Annotated in this window: 20 protein-coding genes; 9 read left to right on the top strand and 11 right to left on the bottom strand. The window is 67.3% G+C overall.

The window, feature by feature from the left end:
- Window positions 1-118 precede the first annotated feature (118 nt).
- The 3 genes from LH390_RS10890 to LH390_RS10900 are packed head-to-tail and all read left to right on the top strand — an operon-like array spanning window position 119 to window position 2,557.
- A complete protein-coding gene (locus LH390_RS10890) occupies window positions 119-823 on the top strand; it encodes an ATP-binding cassette domain-containing protein (protein ID WP_227281300.1) in 705 nt (234 codons plus the stop codon).
- Window positions 816-1,970 carry a hypothetical protein gene (locus tag LH390_RS10895; protein ID WP_227281299.1) on the top strand — a complete coding sequence of 385 codons (1,155 nt, stop codon included), beginning with the start codon at window positions 816-818 and terminating at the stop codon, window positions 1,968-1,970. Before LH390_RS10890 ends, LH390_RS10895 begins: the two co-directional genes overlap by 8 nt.
- Entirely contained in the window at window positions 1,952-2,557 is a 606-nt protein-coding gene (locus tag LH390_RS10900; RefSeq protein WP_227281298.1) for a hypothetical protein, read from the top strand. Before LH390_RS10895 ends, LH390_RS10900 begins: the two co-directional genes overlap by 19 nt.
- Here LH390_RS10900 and glf read toward each other — a convergent pair.
- Window positions 2,505-3,695 (bottom strand): UDP-galactopyranose mutase, encoded by a 1,191-nt coding sequence (gene glf, locus LH390_RS10905; RefSeq protein WP_227281297.1) that lies wholly within the window; start codon window positions 3,693-3,695, stop codon window positions 2,505-2,507. The genes LH390_RS10900 and glf overlap by 53 nt on opposite strands.
- A gap of 273 nt (window positions 3,696-3,968) precedes the next feature.
- Here glf and LH390_RS10910 point away from each other — a divergent pair, with 273 nt between their 5' ends.
- Together LH390_RS10910 and LH390_RS10915 are read left to right on the top strand one after the other, a co-directional pair.
- Window positions 3,969-5,753, top strand: coding sequence for an N-acetylmuramoyl-L-alanine amidase (locus tag LH390_RS10910; protein WP_227281296.1), 1,785 nt, complete (start codon window positions 3,969-3,971; stop codon window positions 5,751-5,753).
- Entirely contained in the window at window positions 5,750-6,760 is a 1,011-nt protein-coding gene (locus LH390_RS10915) for an amidohydrolase family protein (RefSeq protein WP_227288229.1), read from the top strand. Before LH390_RS10910 ends, LH390_RS10915 begins: the two co-directional genes overlap by 4 nt.
- On the opposite strand, the gene LH390_RS10920 is transcribed toward LH390_RS10915, so the two are convergent.
- From LH390_RS10920 to serS, 7 genes are all read right to left on the bottom strand, one after another.
- Window positions 6,757-7,596: an HAD family hydrolase gene (locus LH390_RS10920; RefSeq protein WP_227281295.1), complete on the bottom strand. Its 840-nt coding sequence runs from the start codon at window positions 7,594-7,596 to the stop codon at window positions 6,757-6,759. The two genes, LH390_RS10915 and LH390_RS10920, sit on opposite strands and share 4 nt — an antisense overlap.
- Before the next feature lie 60 nt (window positions 7,597-7,656).
- Window positions 7,657-9,216, bottom strand: coding sequence for a glycerol kinase GlpK (glpK, locus tag LH390_RS10925; protein WP_227281294.1), 1,560 nt, complete (start codon window positions 9,214-9,216; stop codon window positions 7,657-7,659).
- A 100-nt stretch (window positions 9,217-9,316) separates the two neighbouring features.
- A complete protein-coding gene (locus tag LH390_RS10930; protein WP_227282690.1) occupies window positions 9,317-10,054 on the bottom strand; it encodes an MIP/aquaporin family protein in 738 nt (245 codons plus the stop codon).
- A 9-nt stretch (window positions 10,055-10,063) separates the two neighbouring features.
- The gene (locus LH390_RS10935) at window positions 10,064-11,794 is read right to left on the bottom strand and encodes a glycerol-3-phosphate dehydrogenase/oxidase (RefSeq protein ID WP_227281293.1); all 1,731 of its coding nucleotides are present in this window, start codon (window positions 11,792-11,794) and stop codon (window positions 10,064-10,066) included.
- 345 nt (window positions 11,795-12,139) lie between these two features.
- Window positions 12,140-14,065 carry a 1-acyl-sn-glycerol-3-phosphate acyltransferase gene (locus LH390_RS10940; RefSeq protein ID WP_227281292.1) on the bottom strand — a complete coding sequence of 642 codons (1,926 nt, stop codon included), beginning with the start codon at window positions 14,063-14,065 and terminating at the stop codon, window positions 12,140-12,142.
- Window positions 14,066-14,272: 207 nt separating this feature from the next.
- Window positions 14,273-15,391: an alpha/beta hydrolase gene (locus tag LH390_RS10945; RefSeq protein WP_227281291.1), complete on the bottom strand. Its 1,119-nt coding sequence runs from the start codon at window positions 15,389-15,391 to the stop codon at window positions 14,273-14,275.
- Between the two features lie 224 nt (window positions 15,392-15,615).
- Entirely contained in the window at window positions 15,616-16,872 is a 1,257-nt protein-coding gene (serS, locus tag LH390_RS10950; RefSeq protein WP_227281290.1) for a serine--tRNA ligase, read from the bottom strand.
- 189 nt (window positions 16,873-17,061) lie between these two features.
- Here serS and LH390_RS10955 point away from each other — a divergent pair, with 189 nt between their 5' ends.
- A complete protein-coding gene (locus tag LH390_RS10955; RefSeq protein WP_227281289.1) occupies window positions 17,062-18,099 on the top strand; it encodes a septum formation family protein in 1,038 nt (345 codons plus the stop codon).
- Between the two features lie 30 nt (window positions 18,100-18,129).
- Window positions 18,130-18,477 (top strand): metallopeptidase family protein, encoded by a 348-nt coding sequence (locus LH390_RS10960; RefSeq protein WP_227281288.1) that lies wholly within the window; start codon window positions 18,130-18,132, stop codon window positions 18,475-18,477.
- Between the two features lie 86 nt (window positions 18,478-18,563).
- On the opposite strand, the gene LH390_RS10965 is transcribed toward LH390_RS10960, so the two are convergent.
- From LH390_RS10965 to pheA, 3 genes are all read right to left on the bottom strand, one after another.
- Window positions 18,564-18,884 carry a DUF2853 family protein gene (locus LH390_RS10965; RefSeq protein WP_227281287.1) on the bottom strand — a complete coding sequence of 107 codons (321 nt, stop codon included), beginning with the start codon at window positions 18,882-18,884 and terminating at the stop codon, window positions 18,564-18,566.
- 106 nt (window positions 18,885-18,990) lie between these two features.
- Complete coding sequence (locus LH390_RS10970; protein WP_227281286.1) at window positions 18,991-19,671, bottom strand: histidine phosphatase family protein; 681 nt, start codon at window positions 19,669-19,671, stop codon at window positions 18,991-18,993.
- Entirely contained in the window at window positions 19,671-20,540 is an 870-nt protein-coding gene (gene pheA, locus LH390_RS10975; protein WP_227281285.1) for a prephenate dehydratase, read from the bottom strand. The genes LH390_RS10970 and pheA overlap by 1 nt, the downstream gene beginning before the upstream one ends.
- A gap of 24 nt (window positions 20,541-20,564) precedes the next feature.
- Between pheA and LH390_RS11600 the strand changes: the two genes are divergently transcribed.
- Together LH390_RS11600 and LH390_RS10985 are read left to right on the top strand one after the other, a co-directional pair.
- Window positions 20,565-21,887, top strand: a complete 1,323-nt coding sequence (locus LH390_RS11600; protein ID WP_283095032.1) for an amidase family protein — start codon at window positions 20,565-20,567, stop codon at window positions 21,885-21,887.
- Entirely contained in the window at window positions 21,887-22,627 is a 741-nt protein-coding gene (locus LH390_RS10985; protein ID WP_227281284.1) for a CPBP family intramembrane glutamic endopeptidase, read from the top strand. The genes LH390_RS11600 and LH390_RS10985 overlap by 1 nt, the downstream gene beginning before the upstream one ends.
- Window positions 22,628-22,635 lie beyond the last annotated feature (8 nt).

A 22,635-nucleotide genomic window follows, 5' to 3' on the forward strand; every position in this document is an offset into this window, starting at 1 on the left:
CCCCCCTACCGCCCCCTAAGCTCTTCCTGTACATTTTTGCCCTCGATTGGAGAACCATGGCCGCCACGGCACCGCGCCCGCCACGCCGAACACACCCCACCACGGGCGGGAACCACCAGTGAACATCACCGACCTGCACTACCGGCCCCGGCGCGCCTCGCGCGATACCGTGCACATCCCCGAGCTGACCCTGGACACCCGACCCACCCTGCTGCTCGGCGTCAACGGCGCCGGCAAGACCACGCTGCTCAAGCTGGTGGCCGGGCAGCTGCGCCCGCGCACCGGCAGCATCTCTACCGACGAGGCCGTGGTCTACCTGCCGCAGCACTTTCGGCCCATCGCAGGGTTTACCTGCGCCGAGTACGCAGAATACGTCGCCTGGCTATGGGGAGCGTCCCGGCGCCACGCGCGTACTGATTCTGCCCATTGGCTCGACTTCGTAGGCCTGCGCGAGCTGGCCAGCCAACGCTGCGATCAACTCTCCGGTGGCCAACAGGCGCGGCTGGCCCTGGCCGCTGCCCTCGGTTCCCCCGCTCACCGGCTCCTCCTCGACGAGCCTTCCGCCGCCTTGGACCCCGTGGCACGCCGCCAGCTCACCCAGCTCTATCACGGTGTGGTCGAGCAAGGCCGCGCGCTCGTTGTGTCTAGCCATAACTCCGCGGACTTTGGCCCGCCCTTCCAGCGCATCCTTGTCCTCGACTCCGGAACCATCTGCTTTGATGGCACGCCCCAGGATTTTCTTGCGCAGCGTTCTACCCCCGGGATCGTCGGGGAGCTCGCCCGCTCTTTGAATCCCAGGAACGAAGGGGGCACCCATGACTAGACCCTTCGGGTGGCACCACTGGCTGCGCCGGCCCACCACCTGGATCATTCTTGTCGGGCTAGTGATCTCTCAGCTCATGACCGACGGGGGATCCTTTCATTATTATTCCCACCTGGATGTCTCCGAAGCCATGCTCACGCTTGCCGCCGCGGCCCCTGCCGCCTGCATGGCTGCGGCGTGGGAGGCCGGAAGCTTGCGCGCCTTCCTGGAGCGAGGGACCAACCACCGCACCATCCTGCGCGCCCTTACCCGCAGGCTGTGGGCTCTGCCGTTACTACCGCTTGTCTGTTTTGTCGCGTGCGTGCTCACGCGCGGTGTGGCCAGCTCCTTGACCAGCAGCGCCACCCCAGGGCTTGTGGCCATCTGCCTGGCACACGGAATAGCCTGGACGATTCTGGGCGCAGGCTTGGGCTTGTGGTTGCGTGGATTGTTCGCCCTACCGCTCGCGCTTCTTATCCCCTACCTGCTCATTGTCGTTCCACCGGCGCTACCCACCACTACCTGGCGGCACCTGACCGGAATTCCGGTGTTTTGCTGTACCAACGACTCGGTGCTGGCTCCTGCAATGGTTGGTGGCTCACTGCTGGCAGTAACCAGCGTTGGGCTCGTGGGCGCCGCGATCGTCGCGTTGCGCACGGCCACACCGATCACCCTTGGTATGGCCGGGGCACTGGCGTGCATGGCCATCGCCGGCATCATCGCAGCCGTTCCCCTCACCGCAGGTCTGGACTTTAGCTCGACCAGCCCCCGCGACAGCGCGGATCTCACCTGCGATGCAGATATCCACATGTGCCACTGGCCTGACTCCACGCCCGAGTTCATCTCCAGCAACTTGCAGGCCCGCGAGGTGTACCAGAGGCTTAGCCCAGCCGCACAGCCACGCACAGAGATTTCAGAAAGGCCCAGCCGCCCTGATCAACTGCGGGCGACCTACGGCAACAATGAGGCGCAACGGGTGTGGGAGTTTCTCCTCCAGGACCTCGCACGCGATCCCGCGCTAAGTGATGCTCGCCTGTGCGGCCTCCCGCTGGCAGACCAAGCGGGGCTGGGTTATCTTCCCGTCCTCATCCCGCCGCTGCCCGCCGCCCGGCTTACTGCCCCAGACGCGTTAGCCCTCATGGAGGCCCATTGCCCGGCACAGTCTTAACTACCCGCCCCCACGCGGCGTTGTGGGCGCTCGGACACCGCGCTCACCTGGCCGGCCCCCTGCTCCTGGCCGCTCTGGTGGTGTTCCACGCCTGGGGCAGCGTCCGCGTGCCTGTGCCCGTACTCGCTGGCGGCCCGTTGCCGCCCATGACCGTCAATGGGCTGGCGGCCCTGGCCTACCCCATCGCCTTCGGGTTGTTTTTTACCGGCACGCTCACGGAATTGGAGTGGCACGCTCCGCGCCCGCAGCTCGCGCGGCGGCTCCTGCTTGTCGCCGCGCTGTGGGTCGGCCCGCTGGCCCTGGGGATCGTCGATCCCCTGCCCGCCCGCAACTGCGCCCTGCTGCTGCTCGTGTTCTGCCCGATTCTTCTGGTGCGCGATTCCACCACCGCGATCACCATCACGGCCGGGTGGACAATCGGGCAATCAGTGATCTTTGGGCTTTCTCACGCCTGGTGGTGGAAGCTGGCCACCTGCCTGTTGCGCGCCACGGATCCACCGGCGAGCTGGGCGCTCATTGGGGCAGGCCTCCTGGTCAGTGCCCTCGCGGCTGTGCGAGCGGGGTGCCGTCCACAAAGTAGGGAGTAAGGGTGTTGTCCACCATCGTCAGTGCCGCGGCGATGGCCATGTGCATGTCCAGGTACTGGTAGGTGCCCAGGCGCCCGCCGAAGAGGACCTTGTTGTCGCCTGCCTCAGCGGCGGCGCGGCGTCGATAAGCATCGAGGGTGGCGCGGTCTTCGGGCGTATTAATCGGGTAATACGGCTCGTCACCCTCCTGGGCAAAGCGCGAGTATTCCTTCATGATCACCGTCTTGTCCTTAGGGTAATCGCGCTCCGGGTGGAAGTGGCGGAATTCATGAATGCGGGTATAGGGCACGTCCGCATCGTTGTAATTCATCACCGGGGTGCCCTGGAAATCGCCCACCGGCTCCACCGAGGTGTCAAAGTCGAGGGTGCGCCAGCCCAGGCGGCCCTCCGCATAGTCGAAGTAGCGGTCCAGCGGGCCGGTGTAGACCACGGGCGCGTCCGGGTTGTCGGCGCGCAGCTGCTCGCGCACCTCGAACCAGTCCGTATCCAGGCGCACCTCAATGTTCGGGTGGTCTGCCATGCGCTCCAGCCAGGCGGCATACCCGTCGACGGGCAGGCCCTCGTAGGTGTCCGTGAAGTAGCGGTTGTCAAAGGTGTAGCGCACCGGCAGGCGAGTGATGTTTCCGGCGGGCAATTCCTTGGGGTCGGTCTGCCATTGCTTGGCGGTGTAATCCCGAATAAAGGCCTCATACAGCGGGCGGCCGATAAGCGAAATCGCCTTTTCCTCCAGGTTCTTCGCCTCCGCCGGGTCGAGCCCATCGGTTTGTTGCGCGATGAGTTCGCGCGCCTCCTGCGGCGAATAGTAGCGCCCAAAGAACTGGTTGATCAGCCCCAACCCCATGGGGAATTGGTAGGCCGTGCCGTCATGCATGGCAAAGACGCGGTGCTGGTAGCCGGTGAATGCGGTGAACTGGTTGACGTAGTCCCACACCCGCTTGTTGGAGGTGTGGAACAGGTGGGCGCCGTACTTGTGCACCTCGATGCCGGTCTCCGGCTCAGCCTCCGAGTAGGCGTTGCCGCCCAGGTGGGCACGCTTTTCCACGATGAGCACCCGCTTGCCCAGCTGGGACGCCGCCCGCTCGGCGACGGTGAGCCCAAACAGGCCGGAACCAACCACGAACAGATCAAAGTTCTCCATGGTTGTTTAAGGCTAATGCACCTGGTGGTGGTGGCGCAGGTCCCACGCCCCGCCAGAAGAGATTGCTTATCGACGCCCCCGCGTCCCCCAGGTGGTGCGCGCCGCTGGGGGTGCCGCTGGGGAGGCCGCTGGGGCACAGGTCGGAGCACGACACACCAGCACCGTTAGTCACATTAGTAACATGAGTGCACTAGAGTAACTGGCACATCGCGCGCTGACGTGCGCGCCCAAGAACTGCTCGACAAGCCCCGCACCACCCCAGGGAGAACCACCGTGCACCAACGCCCCCGCATCAACCCCACCCGCCGCACGCCCGTGTTTGCCCTGCTCGCCGCCACTGCGCTCGCGGCCGGCGGCGTCGCAGCCGTCACCCACACCATCACCGCAACGGATGCCCCCGGCCCCGGCCCCATCCCCGTGGCCGAGGCCACCGCCGCGTTAAGCGACGGCGCCACCGTGGTCGTGCCGGACCCGGCCGTGATCTCCCAGGGCATCCGCGAGGAGGTCGAACACGGCGTGGCCGAGGCCACCTCGCGCACCGTCAAGGAGTTCCACCGCGATGACCCCTTCTCCATGATCGCGGTGACGTGGCCGGCCGAGCGCGACCTGTCCGCCACCTTCATCCGCGCCCAGCGCGCGGACGGGTCCTGGGGCCCGTGGTTCGACGCAGACAAGGTCGATGAGCCCAGCGCCACCGGGCGCACCGGCACGGACCTGATTTATGTGGAGCCCACCTCCACCGTGCAGGTCTTTGTCGCCGGGGTGGACCTGGTCAGCCCCGATCCGGCCGCGCATGCAGGCACGCAGGGCCTGGACGTAGTGTTCATCGACGGCGGCACCCAAGCGACGGCGCAGCCCGGCGAACAGCCCGGCGGCATCGCCCCCGTGGCGGAAACAGCCGCCTCCGACGGCATGCCGCCAGTGGTCTCCCGGGCCGGCTGGGGTGCCGATGAGTCCCTGCGCTGCATGGAGCCGACCATCGACGACCACGTCTCCGCCGTGGCCATCCACCACACCGCCGGGTCCAACAACTACACCCGCGAGCAGGCCGCCGGCGTGGTGCGCGGCATCTACCAGTACCACGCCCGCACGCTGGGCTGGTGCGACATCGGATACAACGCGCTGGTGGACAAGTTTGGCACCATCTATGAGGGCCGCGCCGGCGGCTTAAACAAGGCCGTCCAGGGCGCCCATGTGGGAGGGTTCAACCAGAACACGTGGGGCATTTCCATGATGGGCAACTACTCCACGGTCACCCCGTCGCCCGAGACGCTGGAGTCCGTGGGCAGGCTCGCCGGGTGGCGCCTGGCGCTGGAGGGCATCAACCCGACCGACTCCTCGACCCACTTTTCTGAGGGCTCCACGTTCACCCGCTTCCCGCTGGGCACCCCGGTGCGCCTGCCGCGCATCTTCGCCCACCGCGACGTCGGGCTGACCACCTGCCCGGGCGACGCCGGCTACGCGCAGATGGGCACCATCCGCCAGATCGCCGCCCGCGCCGCGCAGGAGACCCCTGCCCCGCGCCGCGACGCCGATACCGCCTCCGAGGCGCCCACGACCACCACGTCGCCCGCCCAACCAGCGGCGCCCGAGGCCACCTTGCGTCCCGGCATTGAGCTTTCCGACGTCCCCGTGGTCGCCCAATCGCTCATCGAGTTCAGCTCCCAGCCGGACGCCGCCGCGTTCTGGCACGACCTTCTGTCCGCCCTCCAGGCGGTCCTGGGCGCCCCGCGCAGCGGCGTGCAGGCCTCCGGCGATACCCGCTACGTGCTCTTCGACCACGGCATCATCCTGACCAACCCGCGCTCCGGGGCGCACGCCCTGTGGGGCGAGTTTGCCACCCAGTGGGCGCGCCAGGGCTACGACCAGGGCCCGCTGGGCCTGCCCACGAGCGAGCCACGGGACGTCGATGGCCGCCTGCAAGCAGACTTTGAGCACGGCACCATCACCGTGGACCCGGCGACCGGCACGGCGCACGTTTCGCCCACGACCTCACAGGCCCCGCAGGCCGCGCAGGCTCCGCAGGCAGCCAAGCTATCGGAGGCACCAGCAGCATGACGCTGACCAGGCTGATCACCACCGAAGAGCACGTCACCTTCGAAGACATCGCCGCCCAGGCCCAGGCCCTGGCCGCCCCGGTGGACCGCACGATCAAGGAGCCGGAGTTCACCAGCTTCCTCGGGAGCTACTTCGGCGGGCTGACCGGCTACCAGGACCTCGGCGCCGAACGCCTGGCGCACATGGATCGCGTGGGCGTGGATGTGCAGGTGGTCTCCCACGGGCACGGCTCGCCGAGCAACCTGATCCACCCGCGGGCGGTGGAGCTGTGCCGCAGTGTCAACGACCGCCTGGCGGGCATGATTGGCGAGCACCCGGACCGCTTTGTGGGCCTGGCCACCGTGCCGCTCATTGACCCGGACGCCGCAGCCGATGAGCTCCAGCGCTGCGTCGAGGAGCTGGGTTTTCGCGGGCTGCTCGTCGCCGGCGGGCTGGAGGATCAGTTCCTGGACCATCCGCGCTTCTTGCCGCTGTTGGAGCGCGCCGCCCGCCTGGGCGCGCCCCTGTATATCCACCCGCTGATGGTGCGCCCCCAGGTGCGCTCCACCTACTATGCGGGCGACTGGTCGCAGACCGCCGAGTTCATGTTCGCCACCTCCGGGTATGGCTGGCACATCGAGGCCGGCATCCACGTGCTGCGGCTCATCGTCGCCGGGGTGTGTGACGCCCTACCGGAGCTGAAGATCCTGTCGGGCCACTGGGGAGAGATGGTTCCCGGCTATCTGGAGCGCCTGGACGATCAGCTGGGGTTGGCGTTCCCCGGGCGGGAGCGGTCGATCTCGCAGACCTACCGCGATCAGGTGTGGGTGACCCCCTCGGGTATTTACACCAACGCCCAGCTCCAGCTGTGTCTGGAGCAAATGGGCGCCGATCACATCGTCTGGTCGCAGGACTACCCCTACATCACCGACGTGGAGCCGCGGGCTTTTCTTCTCGACGCCCCCGTCAGCGACGAGGTGCGCGCCAAGCTCGCCCACGGCAACGCCGAGGCGCTTTTTGGGATTTAGAACCAGCGCTCCAGGACCCGGGCCACGCCGTCATCGTCATTGCTGGTGGTGACGATGTCCGCGGCCTGCTTGACCTCCGCGCTGGCATTGCCCATGGCCACCCCCAGGCCGGCCCAGCGCAGCATCTCAATGTCATTGGGCATGTCCCCGAAGCAGATCACCCGCTCCCGCGGGACCTGGTAGCGCTGCGCCAGCTGCGCCACGGCGCGCTGCTTGGTAATGCCCGGCGCGGCCACCTCGAGCAGCCCGTCCGGCATGGAGTAGGTCACGTGCGCCTGGGCGGGGTCGATCGCCGGGGCGACGGCCGCATACATCTGCGCGGAGGAAAGGTCCTCCCGGCGCAGCAGCAGCTTGACGGCGGGGCTGGCCAGCAGCTCCGCCTCAGCGCGCACCTGGAAGCCCTGCGCATCCCAGGTGTGCACATAGTCGGGGGAGACCACAAAAAGGTCCTCATCGGCCGCGCCGGCGCCGGCGACGCTGCCACCGCAGCGTTCCACCGCCACCCCCAGCGGGACGTGCGGTCCGAGTGCGGCGCGCGCCTGCGCCACCACGGTGCGCATGATCGCCGGGTCCAGCTCGGCGGCGGAGAGCACCTCGTCCGCCTGCGGGTCATAGAGCACCGCCCCGTTGGCGGTGGCACACACCGGGGCGACAGGCAGCTGATCGAGCACGGGAAAGAGCCAGCGGTGCGGCCTGCCCGTGGCCAGCGCAAAGGCACACTGCTTATCGACGACCCGGGCCACCACCTCCCGCAGGCGGGCGGTCACCCGCTCGGCGGAGGTGACAAAGGTGCCATCGATGTCGCTGACAATGAGTAAGGGCTGCGGGATGGTCACAGCCCCCAAGCCTAGCGGTCTCGGACCGCCCGGCTGGGGGCTGCGTGGTGGCGTCGAGGTTTAGGCTTCGTCGTCCTCGGCGTCCGGGTCCTCCCAGTTCAGCGAGCGCTTCACCGCACGCTTCCACTCGGAGTAGAGCTCATCGACCTTTTCTTGGTCCATCTTGGGCTTCCACACGGTGACCTCGTCGGCGTCATTTTGCAGCACGTCCAGGTCCTGCCAGTAGCCCGCGGACAGGCCGGCGGCGAACGCCGCACCGGTGGCCGTGGTTTCAATGTTCTTCGGGCGCACCACGTTGGTGCCCAGGATGTCCGCCTGGAACTGCATGAGCAGCTCGTTCATGGTCATGCCGCCATCGACGCGCAGGTCGGAGATCTCCACGCCGGAGTCCGCCACCATGGCGTCGGCCACCTCGCGGGTCTGGTAGGCGGTGGCCTCCAGGACGGCGCGGGCCAGGTGCTTGCGGTTGGCAAAGCGGGTCAGGCCCACGATCACACCGCGGGCGTCCGGGCGCCAGTGCGGGGCGAACAGGCCGGAGAAGGCCGGCACGAAGTACACGCCGCCGTTATCCGGCACCTCCCGGGCCAAGTTCTCAATCGAGGCGGCGTTCGGGATGAGCTGCAGATTATCGCGCAGCCACTGCACCAGCGAGCCGCCCATGGACACCGAGCCTTCCAGGGCGTAGACCGGCTTTTCGCCTTCGATCTGGAAGCACACCGTGGTGATCAGGCCGTGGTCGGACCACTTCGGCGTGGTGCCGGTGTTGAGCAGCAGGAACAGGCCGGTGCCGTAGGTGTTCTTGGCGCTGCCCGGGCGGAAGCAGCCCTGGCCGAACATGGCGGACTGCTGGTCGCCCAGGATGGCGCGGATGGGCACCCCACCCAGGGTGCCGCGGGCGCGCACCTTGTGGAAGTCTCCCACCGAGGGGCGGATCTCCGGGAGCATGGACTCCGGGATGCCCATCGCCTCACACAGCTTGGGATCCCACTCGAGGGTCTTCAAGTCCATGAGCAGGGTACGCGAGGCGTTGGTCACGTCGGTGACGTGCAGGGCGTCATTGCCCTCATCGCCTTCCGCGCCGCCGGTGAGGTTCCACAGCAGCCACGTGTCAATGGTGCCAAAGTACAGGTCGCCGGCCTCTGCCCGCTCGCGTGCCCCCTCGACGTTGTCCAGGATCCACTTGACCTTCGGGCCGGACGGGTAGGAGTTGATGCGCAGGCCGGTGACCTCACGCCAGCGGTCCGGGCCCTCCTCCCCGGAGAGCTCCTTGCAGATCTCCGAGGTGCGGGTGTCCTGCCAGACGATGGCGTTGTAGACCGGCTCGCCGGTCTTCCTGTCCCACACCACCGTGGTCTCGCGCTGGTTGGTAATGCCCAGGGCCACGATGGATTCGCGGGAGACGTCACTATCGGCCAGGGCGGCGCCCACGGCACGACGCGTGTTGTCCCAGATCTCTACCGGGTCATGCTCCACCCAGCCCTTCTGCGGGAAGATCTGCTCGTGCTCGAACTGGCCGGAGGCAACCTGGTTGCCGTCGTGGTCGAAGATGATGCAGCGGGTGGACGTCGTGCCCTGGTCAATGGCTGCGACGTACTTGTTGGAAAAGTCGTTTTCGCTCATGATGAATACTCCCTTGCTGTGGTGTGGGGGACGTTCCGTATAGGGGAAGCGGCGGTCCTCCCTGCTCTGTGGTGTGGGAAGAATCCGCCGCGTCGAATCTTTAGAGGGCCATGGTCAGCAGGCCAACGGCTGCGGCCGCAAGCATGGGGGCCACGATGGGCACCCAGGCGTAACCCCAGTTGGGATTGCCCTTGTCCTTGATGGGCAGCAGGAACGCGTAGGCCAGGCGGGGGCCCAGGTCACGCACCGGGTTGATGGCGTACCCGGTGGGCGTGCCCAGGGACATGCCGATGGCCACGATGACAAACGCGACGCCGAAGTAGGTCAGCGGGCCCAGTTCGCCGCCGCCGGGGCCGAAGGCGATGAAGGACAGCAGCACGAAGGTGCCAATGAACTCGGTGACCGCGTTCCAGCCGTTGTTGGGGTGGGCGGGGGCGGTGAAGAAGATGCCGCCGGTGGTGCGGTTGGCTCCGGTGACGTTGCCGTCTTCGTCGTAGTTATTGGCGTCGAAAAGCTGCTTGAACGCAGCCCACGCCAGGCAGGCACCCACGATCGCACCGAGCATTTGGCCGGCGAGGTAAGCGGGAACCAGGTTCCATTCAACGGAGCCCTTCATGGCGAGCATGAGGGTCACTGCGGGGTTGAGGTGGCCGCCGGAGGGGTCGGCGACACTTGCGCCGACGAAGACGGCCATGCCCCATCCGAAAGCAATGACAAGCCAGCCGGTTCCCCGGCCGCCAGAGGTGCGCAGCGTGTTGACTGCGCAGACGCCGTTACCCAGGAGTAACAGCAGGGCGGTTCCGAAGAACTCCCAGACAAACGCTGCGGTTGCGGTGATCATAGTTGTTTATTCCTCCACGGAATGATCAACACTCGGCCGCGAATCCTTCGCGCCGGTGACAATACTGTTGGCATCGTGATCAGTGAGTGCCTTTTCGGCGGCAAGTTCGGCCTCGACGCGCTCGCGGAACGTCTCCACCTCCTGGGCAACTCGGGCGTCGTCCCAGCCGAGGTATTCGGCCACGAACTCCGCGACGGGCTGGGCGCTGTCCAGCCCGCGGTGGTCATACTCCATGGCCACCCGCAGGCGGCGATTGAGCAGGTCTTCAAGGTGCAGCGCACCCTCGTGGGTGACGGCGTAGGCGACCTCAGCCCACAGGTAGCCTTCGGCCCCGGGGACGGGCTCAAGCAGCACGGGCTGCTCGGCGGCGGGGGCGAGCACTTCGTCGATAAGCGAACCGTAGCGCCCCAGCAGGTGCTCGACCTTCTTCTCATCGATGCCAAAGCGCCGCGCCAGCGCCGGAACCTGATTGGATAGGGCGTGGTAGCCGTCCGCACCCAGGATCGGGGTCTGATCCGTCACCGAACCAGAAACGCTAAACGGAACGTCCTGAATGGCCAGGTCAACGGCATCCTTACCGATGACCCGGTACGTGGTGTACTTGCCTCCCGCCACGGACACCAGGCCCGGGATCGAGCGGGCCACCGCGTGGTTGCGCGACAGGTTCGACGTGGAATCAGACTTGCCCTCCAGCAGCGGGCGCAGGCCCGAGTACACGCCCACGATGTCCGAGAGCGTGATCTCCCGGCGCACGTGCTTGTTCACCTCGTTGAGGATGTAATCAATGTCCGCCCGCGTCGGCGCCGGATCCGGCTTGGACAGGGAACGATCCCAATCCGTATCCGTGGTGCCGATGATCCAGTACTCGCCCCACGGGATGACAAACAAGACCGACTTGTCCGTGACAAAGCACATCGCCGCATCCGCCTCAAAGGTGGACTTGGGCACCACGATGTGCACGCCCTTGGAGGCATGCACGGAGAACTTGCCCTCCGCGCCGGCCATCTTCTCAATCTCGTCATTCCACACGCCCGTGGCGTTGATGAACACCGAGCCCCGGATGGTGGTGGTGGCGCCGGAATCGGTGTCGCGCAGCTCGGCGGACACGACCCGGCCGTTCTCCGTATTCAGGCCCGTGACCTGGGTGGAGGTGCGGATCACGGCGCCGTACTCGGCGGCGGTACGCAGCACGGTCATGGTGTGGCGGGCGTCATCGACAAGGGTGTCAAAGTAGCGCACGCCGCCGACCACCGCGTCATTCTTCAGACCCGGGGCCACCTTGAGCACGCCCTTGCGGCTCAGGTGCTTTTGCATGGGCACAGACTTCGCGCCGCCCATGAGGTCATACAGGGTAAAGCCGCCGAACATCATCACGCGCTCCCACAGGCGGTGGGTCAGCGGGAAGATGAAGCGCAGCGGCTTGACCAGGTGCGGTGCCAGGGTAGACATATTCAGCTCGCGCTCCCGTAGGGATTCCGCGACGAGGCGGAAATCCAGCATGGCCAGGTAGCGCAGGCCGCCGTGGAACATCTTGGAGGAGCGTGAAGAGGTTCCCGCCGCGAAGTCGCGGGTCTCCACCACCGCGACCTTGAGCCCACGGGTGGCGGCGTCGAGCGCGGCTCCCGCGCCCACAGAGCCCCCACCAATGATGACGACGTCAAACTCTTCTTCCCCGAACCGTTTCCAGGCTTGTTCGAAATACTCCGGGTTGAATGCTTGCTTGCTTGTGGAAGCCATCGGTATTGAGGACCAAACCCTTCTATATCGAGCTGCCACAATCCACGGGCTGCCCCTCATGGGCGGGCCACTGCGCGGATCGGGAGCACGACCGACACCACCCGTCCGATTTCCAACAACGGGGGGCGTCGGCTCACACATGTGATGATCTCAACGTTAGCAAAACCAATTATGCCCGTGCACCACCCTTTCGGGGGGATTACCCCCAAAAGGGGTCAAGGCAGATAAACCGCCGTGACCTGCATATTTGTGCTTTATGTGCGCTGTACCAACCCCATCTTGTCCCCCCGCGCACATCCATTAATCCATGTTTTCCCCCAAAACCTTTTTTGCTTTCGTCCGACTTCAGCGCTGGTTTTGCCCCTCCGTCACGGCCCGCAGCACCGCCTCCATAAACTGCCCCACACCCGACTCATTACTCCCCGCCGTGGTCGCCCCACTGGCCCGCAACACCGCCGAATCAGCATTCGCCACCGCCACGGAATAGCCCACCAATTGCAATACCGGAATATCAGAAGGCGCACGACCAAAAGCCACCACCTTATCCGCGGCAATACCCAGGCGCTCCAACACCTCAGCCACCGCCGAGCCCTTATCCACCCCCGGCGCCGTCACCTGCACCCGCGTCGGCGACGACCACGTCACCCGCGCCTGCTCGCCCACCAACTCCTGGAGCCGGCCGGCAACCTCCCGCGCCGTGCGCCCCGGCACATGAACCACCGCGGCAATCTTGTCCGTACCGCCCGCAGCCGTGCGCCACGACAGCTCCACCTGCTCGCCCAGCTTATCGACGCCCCCCGCTACCGCCTCCACCTGCTGCTCGCTCAGCGCCTTGACCGCACCCACCGCAGCATCGCCACCCGCGACCACCATCGCGCCGCCGTAACACACCCCCACCGGCTGGGTATCCAGGCCCATCTCCGCGACCGTGCGATGCCACTCATCCGGGCCGTACTCGCTGGTAACGATCACCCGGGTGCCCAGCTCCATGCACTCACGCAACGCCTCAACATCCCGGCGCGCCACCGTGCCGTCATCGGCAACCAGGGTGCCATCCAGGTCACAGACCACCGCCTCCGGCAGGCCCACAAAACGCTGCCGCACCCGGTGGGGCAGGCGGTCCAGAATCTGGCGCGACTGGGCGGCCAGGCGCGTCAGCGCCTCCTCCAGCCGGGAGCCGTCATAGGCCTCCGCCGAATCCGCAGCCAGCTGAGTATAGAGCGTCTGCGCATTGTTCTTGAGCTGGTCCACAGCCGCAGAGATCCGCTCCGCGCCCTCCTTGACCCCGCTGCTGCCCTCCACCGACAACTCATCGATGCTCGACTTGACCCACTCGACCAGACCCTGGGTGTCCCGGGCAGACTGCTGCGCCGACTCCGTCACGCTGGCATGCGCCCGCGCGATGGCCCCCTTGGCCTTATCCACCGCGGTGTCATAGGCCTCATAGACCCCGCCGGCCATGTTGCGCGAGACCTCCTTGATCCGCGCATTCAGCCCCGTAAGGTCCTCGGTCAGCCGGCGGATGCGATACCGCTCATTTTCAATCGCGGAGTCCTCCACCTGCGTGTCCTCCGGGGACGGGGCCCCGCCCCCAAAGCGGGCCGGCACCCAGAACTCGCCCTGCGGAAACTCCCCATAGTCGCGCTGGTAGGCGCGCCACTGATCCTGCAGCCCCGAGCGCATCCGCTCCCGCAGCTTCTCCGTCTCCTCCTGGGCATCCGGGCCCGGCATCAAGGGTTCTAGCGCGCTGATGTAGATGGGGATATGCGAGCGCCCCAGGTGCCGGCGGCCATTCTTTGTCCACAGGCGCTGGGAGCCAAAAAGAACGGTGGGGATAATGGGCACCCCGGCTTCTTGCGCAATGCGCACCGCCCCGGTGCGCATATTCTTGATCTCAAAACTGCGCGAAATGGTGCCCTCCGGGAAGATGCCCACAATCTCGCCCGCACGCGCCGCCTCTACGGCCGCATTAAATGAAGCTTTACCGTCAATGCGGTCCACTGGGATATGTCCCATCATCCGCATGAGCCAGCCCACTGCGGGCTGCTGAAAAATCCCCGATTTTGCCAGGTAGCGCACCAAACGGCCGCGCTCCCGCGGCAGGAATCCCCCCAGCACAAAGTCCATATATCCGGTGTGGTTGATGGCCAAGACCGCACCGCCTGTAGTGGGAATGTTCTCCTCCCCCGAGGTATGCATCTTCAACCCCTGGGCCACCGTGACGGCCTTGGCTACTTCAACAATTCCTCGGTACAGGGTATTTGACACCATGGTTGAAAATTTTATACCCCCACAACTGCCACACGCACGATGTTGCTCCACGAGAAATGGCGCGGGCGTACTCGCCCACGCCACTAGCTCGGATCATCTCGCACACGGGCGCCAGTGCCATGACGCCCTGGCTGCGCTCAGCGCCCCCGCCCCGAAGCTCCGGTGCGACGACCAGGAGGCCGTGAAGGGGCGGGCGCGGTCGCTGAACTAGGCGCCGTTGTGCTTGTTAATCCAGTCGATCACGGTGTCCATGGCCTGGCCCTTGGCCGGCTCGTTGAACACCTCATGCATCTGGCCTTCCCAGCCGATGAGCTGCTTGTCCTGCGAGGAGATGGCGTTGTACCAGTCGACGGAGAAGTAGCTGGGCACCAGGCCGTCCTTGGTGCCGTAGGTGATCAGGGTGGGGGCGGTGAACTTGTCGGCGTTGAGGCCATCGAAGATGCCGCCGATGGCCACCTGCTCCACCATGCCCAGGGTCAGGCCCTTGTTCACCAGCGGATCATTCTTGTAGTCCTCGCTGATCGCCTTGTCCGAGGCCACGCCGGTGCTCAGGATGTTGGGGATGAAGATCTTCTCCGAGCCCGGGAAGGAGGGGATGCGCAGGTCGGTGCGGCCCGGGATGAGCTGCTGGGCGGCGTGCGCGTTGAAGCTGGTCAGGTCCGTCAGCGGGAGCAGCTCAGAGATCGTGGGGTTGAGCTTGCGCTGGGCGTCGGTGATCTCATCGGGGGTGATGATCTCGCCGCGGTCCTTCTTGCCGGCAAGGTTCATGGGGGCGCCGCCACCGTTGGCGATGATGCCGTCGACCTGGCCGGGGTAGACGATGCCGTAGTACTGCGCGGCGATCGCGCCCATCGAGTGGCCCAGCATGAAGGTCTTCAGGCCGGGGTTTTCCGTCTTAGCCTTCTGGGTGACCAGGTTGACGTCATCGACCAGGGAGCGGAAGTCATCAATGTGGGCGGCGGGCACGGGGGTGCCGGGCACCTGGCCGGTCTTGCCGTGGCCGCGGTGGTCCATGCGGTAGACGTTGTAGCCGGCGTCGAGAAGCCGGTTGCTCACGTAGTCATAGCGGCCCAGGTGCTCGGAGGCGCCGTGGACGACCACGACGGTGCCCTTGGCGTTGGGGATCGTCTGGGACTTCCAGTAAATGGGGGTGGACTTGCCATCCTGGCTCGTCAGGAAGCCGTCCTTGACAGCGGCGGTTGCGGCATTGGAGCCGGGGGTGACGGGCGCTGGGGGCACCGCTGACGCCAGGGGCGTTGCCACGCCCAGCGACACGGAGGTGGCAGCTGCGAGGAGGAGTGCTGTTGCCCTGCGATAGTGGGACATGGGGGAGACCAAACCTTTCCGAGGTTTACGGGGAGATCGGTGATTGATCACTGCGATGGATCGAATCCATGCAAGAGACCCTTGTATGTGCGAGCATATGCAGCACTGCCGTCTCATGCGCTTGTGCTGCGACGAAACCCCTGGTCAACGACCATGCCAACACCCCCATCTGGGGGTGAACTACCACAATTTCACAGATAATTCACGGCGCAAAACCACACCTTTTAGCGCGGCTCCAAAACCTCCTTGCCCACAAACGGGCGCAGCGCCTCCGGCACCACCACGGAGCCATCCGCCTGCTGATTATTCTCCAGGATGGCCACCAGCCAGCGCGTGGTGGCCAGCGTGCCGTTGAGGGTGGCCACCGTCTGGGCTTTGCCCTGCTCGTCGCGGTAGCGGGTGCGCAACCGGCGGCCCTGGAAGGTCGTGCAATTCGAGGTGGAGGTCAGCTCGCGGTAGGTGTTCTGCGTGGGCACCCAGGCCTCCGTATCGAACTTGCGCGCAGCCGAGCTGCCCAGGTCGCCCCCGGCGACGTCGATAATGCGATACGGAACCTCCACGGCGGCGAGCATCTCACGCTCCATGTCCAGCAGCGCCTGATGCTGCGCGGCGGCCTCCTCCGGGCGGCAGTAGACAAACATCTCCAGCTTGTCGAACTGATGGACCCGCAAGATGCCGCGCGTGTCCTTACCGTAGGACCCCGCCTCCCGGCGGAAGCACGACGACCAGCCCGCATACTTCAGCGGCCCCTCCGACAGATCGATGATCTCATCGGCGTGATAGCCCGCCAGCGCCACCTCAGAGGTGCCCACCAGGTACAGGTCATCGCGCTCGAGGTAGTAGATCTCCTCGGCGTGCGCGCCCAAAAAGCCCGTGCCCGCCATGACCTCCGGGCGCACCAGCACCGGCGGAATCATTAGCTGGAAGCCGTGGTCGCGGGCCTTGTGCGCCGCCAGAGTGAGCATGCCCAGCTGGAGCATCGCCCCATCGCCCGTCAGGTAATAAAAGCGCGCGCCCGAAACCTTGGTGCCGCGCTTCATATCAATCAGCCCCAAGGACTCCCCCAGGTCCAGGTGATCCTTCGGCTCAAAATCAAAGGTCCGCGGCTCGCCGACGAGCTCAAGGACCTCAAAGTCATCCTCGCCGCCGGCGGGAGCACCCTCGACGACGTTGGACAGGCGCATCTGCAGGTCCTCCACGCGCGCCTCGGCCGCCTTTTGCTCCTCCTCGGCGGCCTTGACCCGCGCCTTGAGCTCGTTGGAGCCCTCCAGCAGCGCCGGGCGGTCCTCCGCGGCGGCCTGCCCGATGCGCTTGCCCAGCGACTTCTGCTCGGCGCGCAGGTCATCGGCCTGTTTAATGGCCTGCCGGCGCGCCTCGTCGGCGGCCAGCAGCTGGTCTACTAACTCCGGGTCCTCGCCACGGGTCACCTGGGAGGCGCGGACAACGTCAGGATTTTCGCGCAAAAACTTCAGATCAATCACACGCACAACCTTAGCTTGTAGGAGCCTTCCCGGAACCCTCGGAACAAACGGAACTGGCGGAATATTCGGAATATTCGGAACACAACGCACATTCCGGGTCTCCCAGAAGCCCACCACACCGTGGCGGCAGCCGGAAAAACGGCGCGGAGGTACCACAAAGGGGACGGCAATGGCACACTGGAAGACGCTATGAACATTTCACACGCTTTGCGATCCGCCACCGCTGTTCGCACCGGGCTCGTTGCCGCGCTGACGGCCACGGCCTTCATCGGCGTGTTTAGCTACGTCGCCCAGGACTCCGGCGGAACTTCCGCGAGCACGGATCCGGGCGGCGCCTCCGGGGTGGCCACCGCGACCTCCGCCGTCACGCCGGACAAGCCGCACAAGCCGGCCACCAAGGCCGCGCCCTTCACCACCGCCGACGTCGGTGCCTGCCTGACCTGGGAAGAGGGGCCGAAGGGTGCGGTGAGCAACTTCGAGCAAACCTCCTGCGACGGCGAACACCGCTTCGAGGTCTCCGCCCGGGAGAACCTTGCCACCTACCCCACCTCCGAGTTCGGCGACAACGCCGCCCGCCCGGATGTGACCCGCCAGGCCCAGCTGCGTGAGGAGCTCTGCCACGCCCCCACGCTGCGCTACCTCGGCGGGCGCTTCGACCCCCTGGGAAGGTTCTCCATCGCCCCGATCCTGCCGCCGGCGGATGCGTGGGCTAACGGCGACCGCACCATGCTGTGCGGCCTGCAATCCACCGACGCCAGCGGCGCACTCCAGCTGACCCACGGCACCGTGGCCAGCCAGGACCAGGCGCGCGTCCACCAGCCCGGCCAATGCCTGGCGGTGGATCCCTCCAAGTCCCTGACCGTGGTGGACTGCACCCAGCCCCACCAGCTGGAGACGACCTCCATCGTGGACCTGGCCGCCACCTTCCCCGACGGCCCGCCGAGCGTGGAGGACCAGGACAAGCACCTCAAGGACGAGTGCACCAAGGTGGCCACGGACTATGTGGGTTCCGAGGAAAGCCTGTCCAAGACCAGCCTGATTCCCTATTGGTCTACCATCAGCACCGAGTCGTGGGAGGGCGGCAGCCACTCCGTCAACTGCTCGCTGATCAAACCCAACCATGAGGGCAAGGGCTTCGCGCAGCTCGTCGGGCCCGCCACGGGGGATTTGCTTATCGACGGCCACCCTCCCGAGCCTGAGCACCCGGATCCGGCACCCAAGCACTAACTGTCGCACGGCCGACGTCGGAAAGGCAGCATGTACGAAGTCAGCGTGGAACGCTTCGAAGAGATGGTCAACGACGCCTTGGACACCATCCCCGAGGAGTTCGCCCGCCACATGCGCAACGTGGCCATCCTGGTGCGCGACTACTGGGAGGAAGAGCCCCATACCCTTGGGCTCTACCAGGGGATTTCCTTAACCGACCGCCAGTTCAACACCGGCGGCTTCCTGCCGGACACCATCTTCATTTTCAAGCGCGCCCTGGAAAACTACTGCTCCTCCGAAGAGGAGCTGGCCCGCGAGGTGCACGCCACCGTCATGCATGAGGTGGGCCACTATTTTGGGATGAGCGAACACCAGCTCCACGAGCTCGGCTGGGGCTAGCCACAGCAGGACAGCAGACAGCACACAGCGCGCCCGCGTGGCAGGCTGTGCGCTGTGTGCTGGTTTCTTAGGGTTCTTCGTGGGGTCTACTTGAACACGGAGAGCTTGTTAAAGTGCTCGGCAAGCAGGTAGTAGACCGTCAGACGGTTCTTGCGGTTTTCTCCGGCCAGCTTCTTGCCCACCGCCTCGATTCCGGCGTCCAGCTCGGCCTCGGACAGGGAAAGGCCCAGCTTCTTTTTTAAGAAGCTCTCCCGGACCGTCGCCAGCTCCTCAGGGTCAGTAAAGGAGACCAGGGAGGCGTCCGGCTTGCTGAGCACCAGGCGGTAGGTGTTGTAAAGGTTATCCACAACGGCCTGGTCGGCGTTGGGGGCGTACTTCTTGAGGTCCTCGCGGGGATCCTGTGCCACGGTGAGTCACTCCTTATCACGGTCTTGGCGGTTGGGGGATGAAAAGTACCGCTGCTTCGAACATAGGCCTACCCGGCGCGCGACGCCATGCCAGACCCATTGGGGTTTACTGTGAGTCTGGCGCGGCGGGGTAGGCGCCGGCGGCGCCGTCGTCTCCCCAGCGCTCAATCCCCCAGCGCCCAAAGTCGGCCGTGCCGGGGGTGAGGATGATAAAGCGGCAGTTGGTCAGCGGGTGGCTGTAGGCAAAGTCCGGGTCGCAGCCGGTGGCCAGGGCGGCCGCCACGCGGATGAACCCGCCGTGGCTGACCACCAGGGCGTCGCCGGAGGTACCCGCCGCGACTGCCCCCAGGGCCGTGCGGGCGCGCTGGGACACGGCGGCCAGATCCTCCCCCTCGGGCATGGCGGCGGCGGGGTTGGCGGCGATGAGCTCGCGCAGGAGGGATTCGTAGGTGGTGTGGGCCGCGGCGTCGGTACGCATCTCGAGGTCGCCGACGTTGACCTCGTGGAGGCCTGGGGCGACGGTCACCGGGACGGCGCGCGGCGCCCAGCCGCGCTGCTGGTGGTAGGTCTGGGCGGCCAGCATCGCGGTCTGTTGGGCGCGCAGGGCCACCGAGCAGGTGATCGTGGCCAGCTCCACGGCGGGCAGCTGGGCAAGTTCGCGGCCCACGGCGCGCGCCTGCTCGCGGCCCTCATCGGTCAGCTCGGCGCCGGGCGGGCGGGTGTCCAGGGCGCGGATGACGTTGCTGTAGGTGCGCCCGTGGCGCAGCAGGATGATGCGGCGGGCCATTAGCGCTGGTCTCCCGTGGCCACGGGCCAGGATCCGAGCACCGCGACGCGCTGCGCGTACCCGCTCAACGAGGCCAGCGCGGCAGCAAAACCCGCATCCGATCGGTGGCCGGCGAGGTCGATGTGGAAGCGGTAGGTTCCCATCCCCGTGCGGGTGGGCCGGGAGACGATGCGGGTGAGATCCACGCCGCGCTCGGCGAACTCGGCAAGTGCGCGCGCCAGCGATCCGGGCTCATTGCGCACCTCAAAGAGCAGGGCGGTGCGGTAGTCCACCCCGGGGCGGGGGGTGTCATCAGCGGTGTCGGGGGTGGCGGGGTCCGCGGCGCGCACGGCGATGAAGCGGGTGCGCGCGGCGGCAACATCCGCCACGCCGCTGGCCAGGGTGGTCAGGCCGAACAGCTCGGCGCAGGCGGCCGGGGCGGCCGCGGCGTCCGCCTCGCCTTCGGCCACCAGCTGGGCGGCGGCCGCGTTGGAGGAGGCGGGCAGGAACTCGGCGTCGGGCAGGTGCTCGCGCAGCCAGTCACGGATCTGTTGGTGGGCGACCGGGTGGGTGGCCACCGTGCGCGGGGTGTCTGCCCCGGGGCGGGTGAGGATGGAAAACGCGATGGGCAGGTCGGTCTCGGCGACGATCTCCACGCCGCCACCGGCAAGCGCATCGAGCGTTTGGGCCACGGGGCCGTCGACGGAACTTTCATCGGCCAGGCAGGCCCCCACGCACGTCCCGGCGCGCACGAGCGCCACGCAGGCGGCGGGCGAGTCCGCGGGGTGAAAGTCTACGTTCGGGCCCCATACCCCGGCGCGGGCCAGGGCGGTGGCCGCCTGGTAGGTGAAGGTGCCCTGGGGGCCCAGATAGGCGACGCTGACAGTCATGGTGCTCCAGCCTATCCTGGCGTCATGTTTTCCGCGCGGGCCACAACTGCCTCCCCCGGGTGCTGCCCGGGTCCTGCCGCCGCACATGCCCCGACTGGCACCCCGACTGGCAACCCGGCCGACACCCCTTCTGCTGCGGCGGCGGTGGAGGCCTTTGCGGCGCGGGTGGACGCGGCGGTGGCGCGCCTCCAGGCGGCCGCGCCCGAAGAATCGGGGACCCTGACCCCCGCTGCGCTGGGCTTGTGGGATCTGCGCCTGGAGCGGGCGCGCCGGCGCGCGGAGGCGCTGGATCGCCTGCCGGCGTGCGCCCGGGGCCGCCTTTTTGGGCAGGTCATCCCGATCAAGGATCTTCACGACGTCGCGGGTTTTGTCACCACCGCGGGCAACACCGCCCGCGCCCGGGTGGCGGGCACGACGGATCCGTGGGTGCGCGCGCTGCTGGCCCAGGGGGCGATCGTGCCGGGCAAGTCCGCCACCGGAGAGGCCGGGCTGAGCAGCTACTGCGAGCCCGTGGGGGTCCGGGCCCCGGTCAATCCGCTGCGCCCGGGAAGAACGACGGGCGGGTCGTCCGGGGGTGCGGCGGCGCTGGTGAGTGCCGGGGTGGTGCCGGTGGCCCACGGGTCCGACGGGGGTGGTTCGCTGCGGGTGCCGGCGGCCGCCTGCGGGGTGGTGGGGTTCAAGCCGGCGGCGCGCCCGGGTGCGGGCCTGGCGGTGCAGGGTTTCATCACCGATTCGGTGGCCCGCGCCGGGTGGGCGTTGGGGTTGGCCGAGGGTCCCGTGCCGCGGCTGCGGGTGGCGCTGCTTACCCGCGGGTTGTGGGTGGATGAGCCGGCCGCGCAGCGGTGGGCGCGGGGTGCGCGGGAGGCGGTGCGGCGGCTGGCTGCGGCGGGCCATGAGGTGGTGGAGGTTTCGCGCCCGCCGCAGGCAGACGAGCTGTTTGCCCACTTTTGTCGGGTGCTGCTGGGCGGGGCGGGGACGGTGGCGCCGGGGGCGTCGGAAAGCGCCCTGGTTGCCGCGTTGCGACGCCGCGGCCGCGCGCGCCCCGCACCCCCCTTCCCGCAGGTCACCTCCCCCTGGCGGGCGGACGTGCTGCTCACCCCGACGCTGGCCTTCGACCCGCCGCCGGTGGGCCACTTCGCCGCGCTGCGCCCGCGGGAGGATTTCTGGGAGCAGACCCGCTGGACGCCGTGGGCGAGCCTGTTTAACCTGCTGGGCACCGCGGCGGTGAGCGTGCCAGTGCGCGCCGACGCCACCGTCTCGGTTCACCTCGGGCTGCTGCACCGCGGGCTTGCCGACGCCACCCTGCTCACCCTGGCGCGCTGCGTCGCCGCCCCCAGGTGGCGCTGATGGCCACCCTCGCACACCGCCGCCGACTCGTCTGCGAGGTTGCGCTGGTCCTCGCGCTGACCTTCGGTGCCTCCGGGCTGCGCAGCCTGCTGCGGCTCATCGCCGCGGTGGCCTCCCCCACCCCGCTGGCCCAGCAGCAGGTCACCCTCAACGCCACGCAGGCAACCAACCCCTGGATCGACGCCGGCCTGCAACTGGTGGGCGCCGGCGTGCTCATCGCGTGGGGCGGGCTGGCCGTCTACCTCCTGGCCATCGACGGCATCGCCCTGCGCCGGCCGCGGTGGCGCGACGCGGGCGTGGGCGCCCTGCTGGCCGCGGTGATCGGCGTGCCCGGGCTGGCGCTCTACCTGCTCGCCTGGCACGCGGGACTGTCCCGGGAGGTGGTGGCCAGCGGGCTAGACAGCGGCGCGCGGGCCATCCCCCTGCTGCTGGTGTGGGCCGGGGCCAACGCCGCCGCCGAGGAGCTGGTGGTGGTGGCCTGGCTGAGCACCCGGCTCGGCCAACTGGGCTGCCCAGGGTGGGCGGTGATCGTCTGCTCGGCCCTGCTGCGGGGCAGCTACCACCTCTACCAAGGGTTTTCTGCCGGGGTGGGAAACGCGGCCATGGGGCTGCTGTGCGCCGCCTACTATCGCCGCACCGGACGCGTCGCCCCGCTGATCTGGGCACACTTCCTCCTGGATACCTGCGCCTTCGTGGGCTATCACCTGTTGGCTGGACACACCAGCTGGCTGCCCGGGTGACCACCCGC

This window comes from Corynebacterium uberis (assembly GCF_020616335.1).
Classification (GTDB): domain Bacteria; phylum Actinomycetota; class Actinomycetes; order Mycobacteriales; family Mycobacteriaceae; genus Corynebacterium; species Corynebacterium uberis.

Coding starts and splice junctions, on each gene's coding strand:
- LH390_RS10895 (WP_227281299.1), top strand. CDS start 816: ATGACTAGACCCTTCGGGTGGCACCACTGGCTGCGCCGGCCCACCACC.
- glf (WP_227281297.1), bottom strand. CDS start 3,695: ATGGAGAACTTTGATCTGTTCGTGGTTGGTTCCGGCCTGTTTGGGCTC.
- LH390_RS10915 (WP_227288229.1), top strand. CDS start 5,750: ATGACGCTGACCAGGCTGATCACCACCGAAGAGCACGTCACCTTCGAA.
- glpK (WP_227281294.1), bottom strand. CDS start 9,216: ATGAGCGAAAACGACTTTTCCAACAAGTACGTCGCAGCCATTGACCAG.
- LH390_RS10935 (WP_227281293.1), bottom strand. CDS start 11,794: ATGGCTTCCACAAGCAAGCAAGCATTCAACCCGGAGTATTTCGAACAA.
- LH390_RS10940 (WP_227281292.1), bottom strand. CDS start 14,065: ATGGTGTCAAATACCCTGTACCGAGGAATTGTTGAAGTAGCCAAGGCC.
- LH390_RS10945 (WP_227281291.1), bottom strand. CDS start 15,391: ATGTCCCACTATCGCAGGGCAACAGCACTCCTCCTCGCAGCTGCCACC.
- LH390_RS10955 (WP_227281289.1), top strand. CDS start 17,062: ATGAACATTTCACACGCTTTGCGATCCGCCACCGCTGTTCGCACCGGG.
- LH390_RS10960 (WP_227281288.1), top strand. CDS start 18,130: ATGTACGAAGTCAGCGTGGAACGCTTCGAAGAGATGGTCAACGACGCC.
- LH390_RS10970 (WP_227281286.1), bottom strand. CDS start 19,671: ATGGCCCGCCGCATCATCCTGCTGCGCCACGGGCGCACCTACAGCAAC.
- pheA (WP_227281285.1), bottom strand. CDS start 20,540: ATGACTGTCAGCGTCGCCTATCTGGGCCCCCAGGGCACCTTCACCTAC.
- LH390_RS11600 (WP_283095032.1), top strand. CDS start 20,565: ATGTTTTCCGCGCGGGCCACAACTGCCTCCCCCGGGTGCTGCCCGGGT.
- LH390_RS10985 (WP_227281284.1), top strand. CDS start 21,887: ATGGCCACCCTCGCACACCGCCGCCGACTCGTCTGCGAGGTTGCGCTG.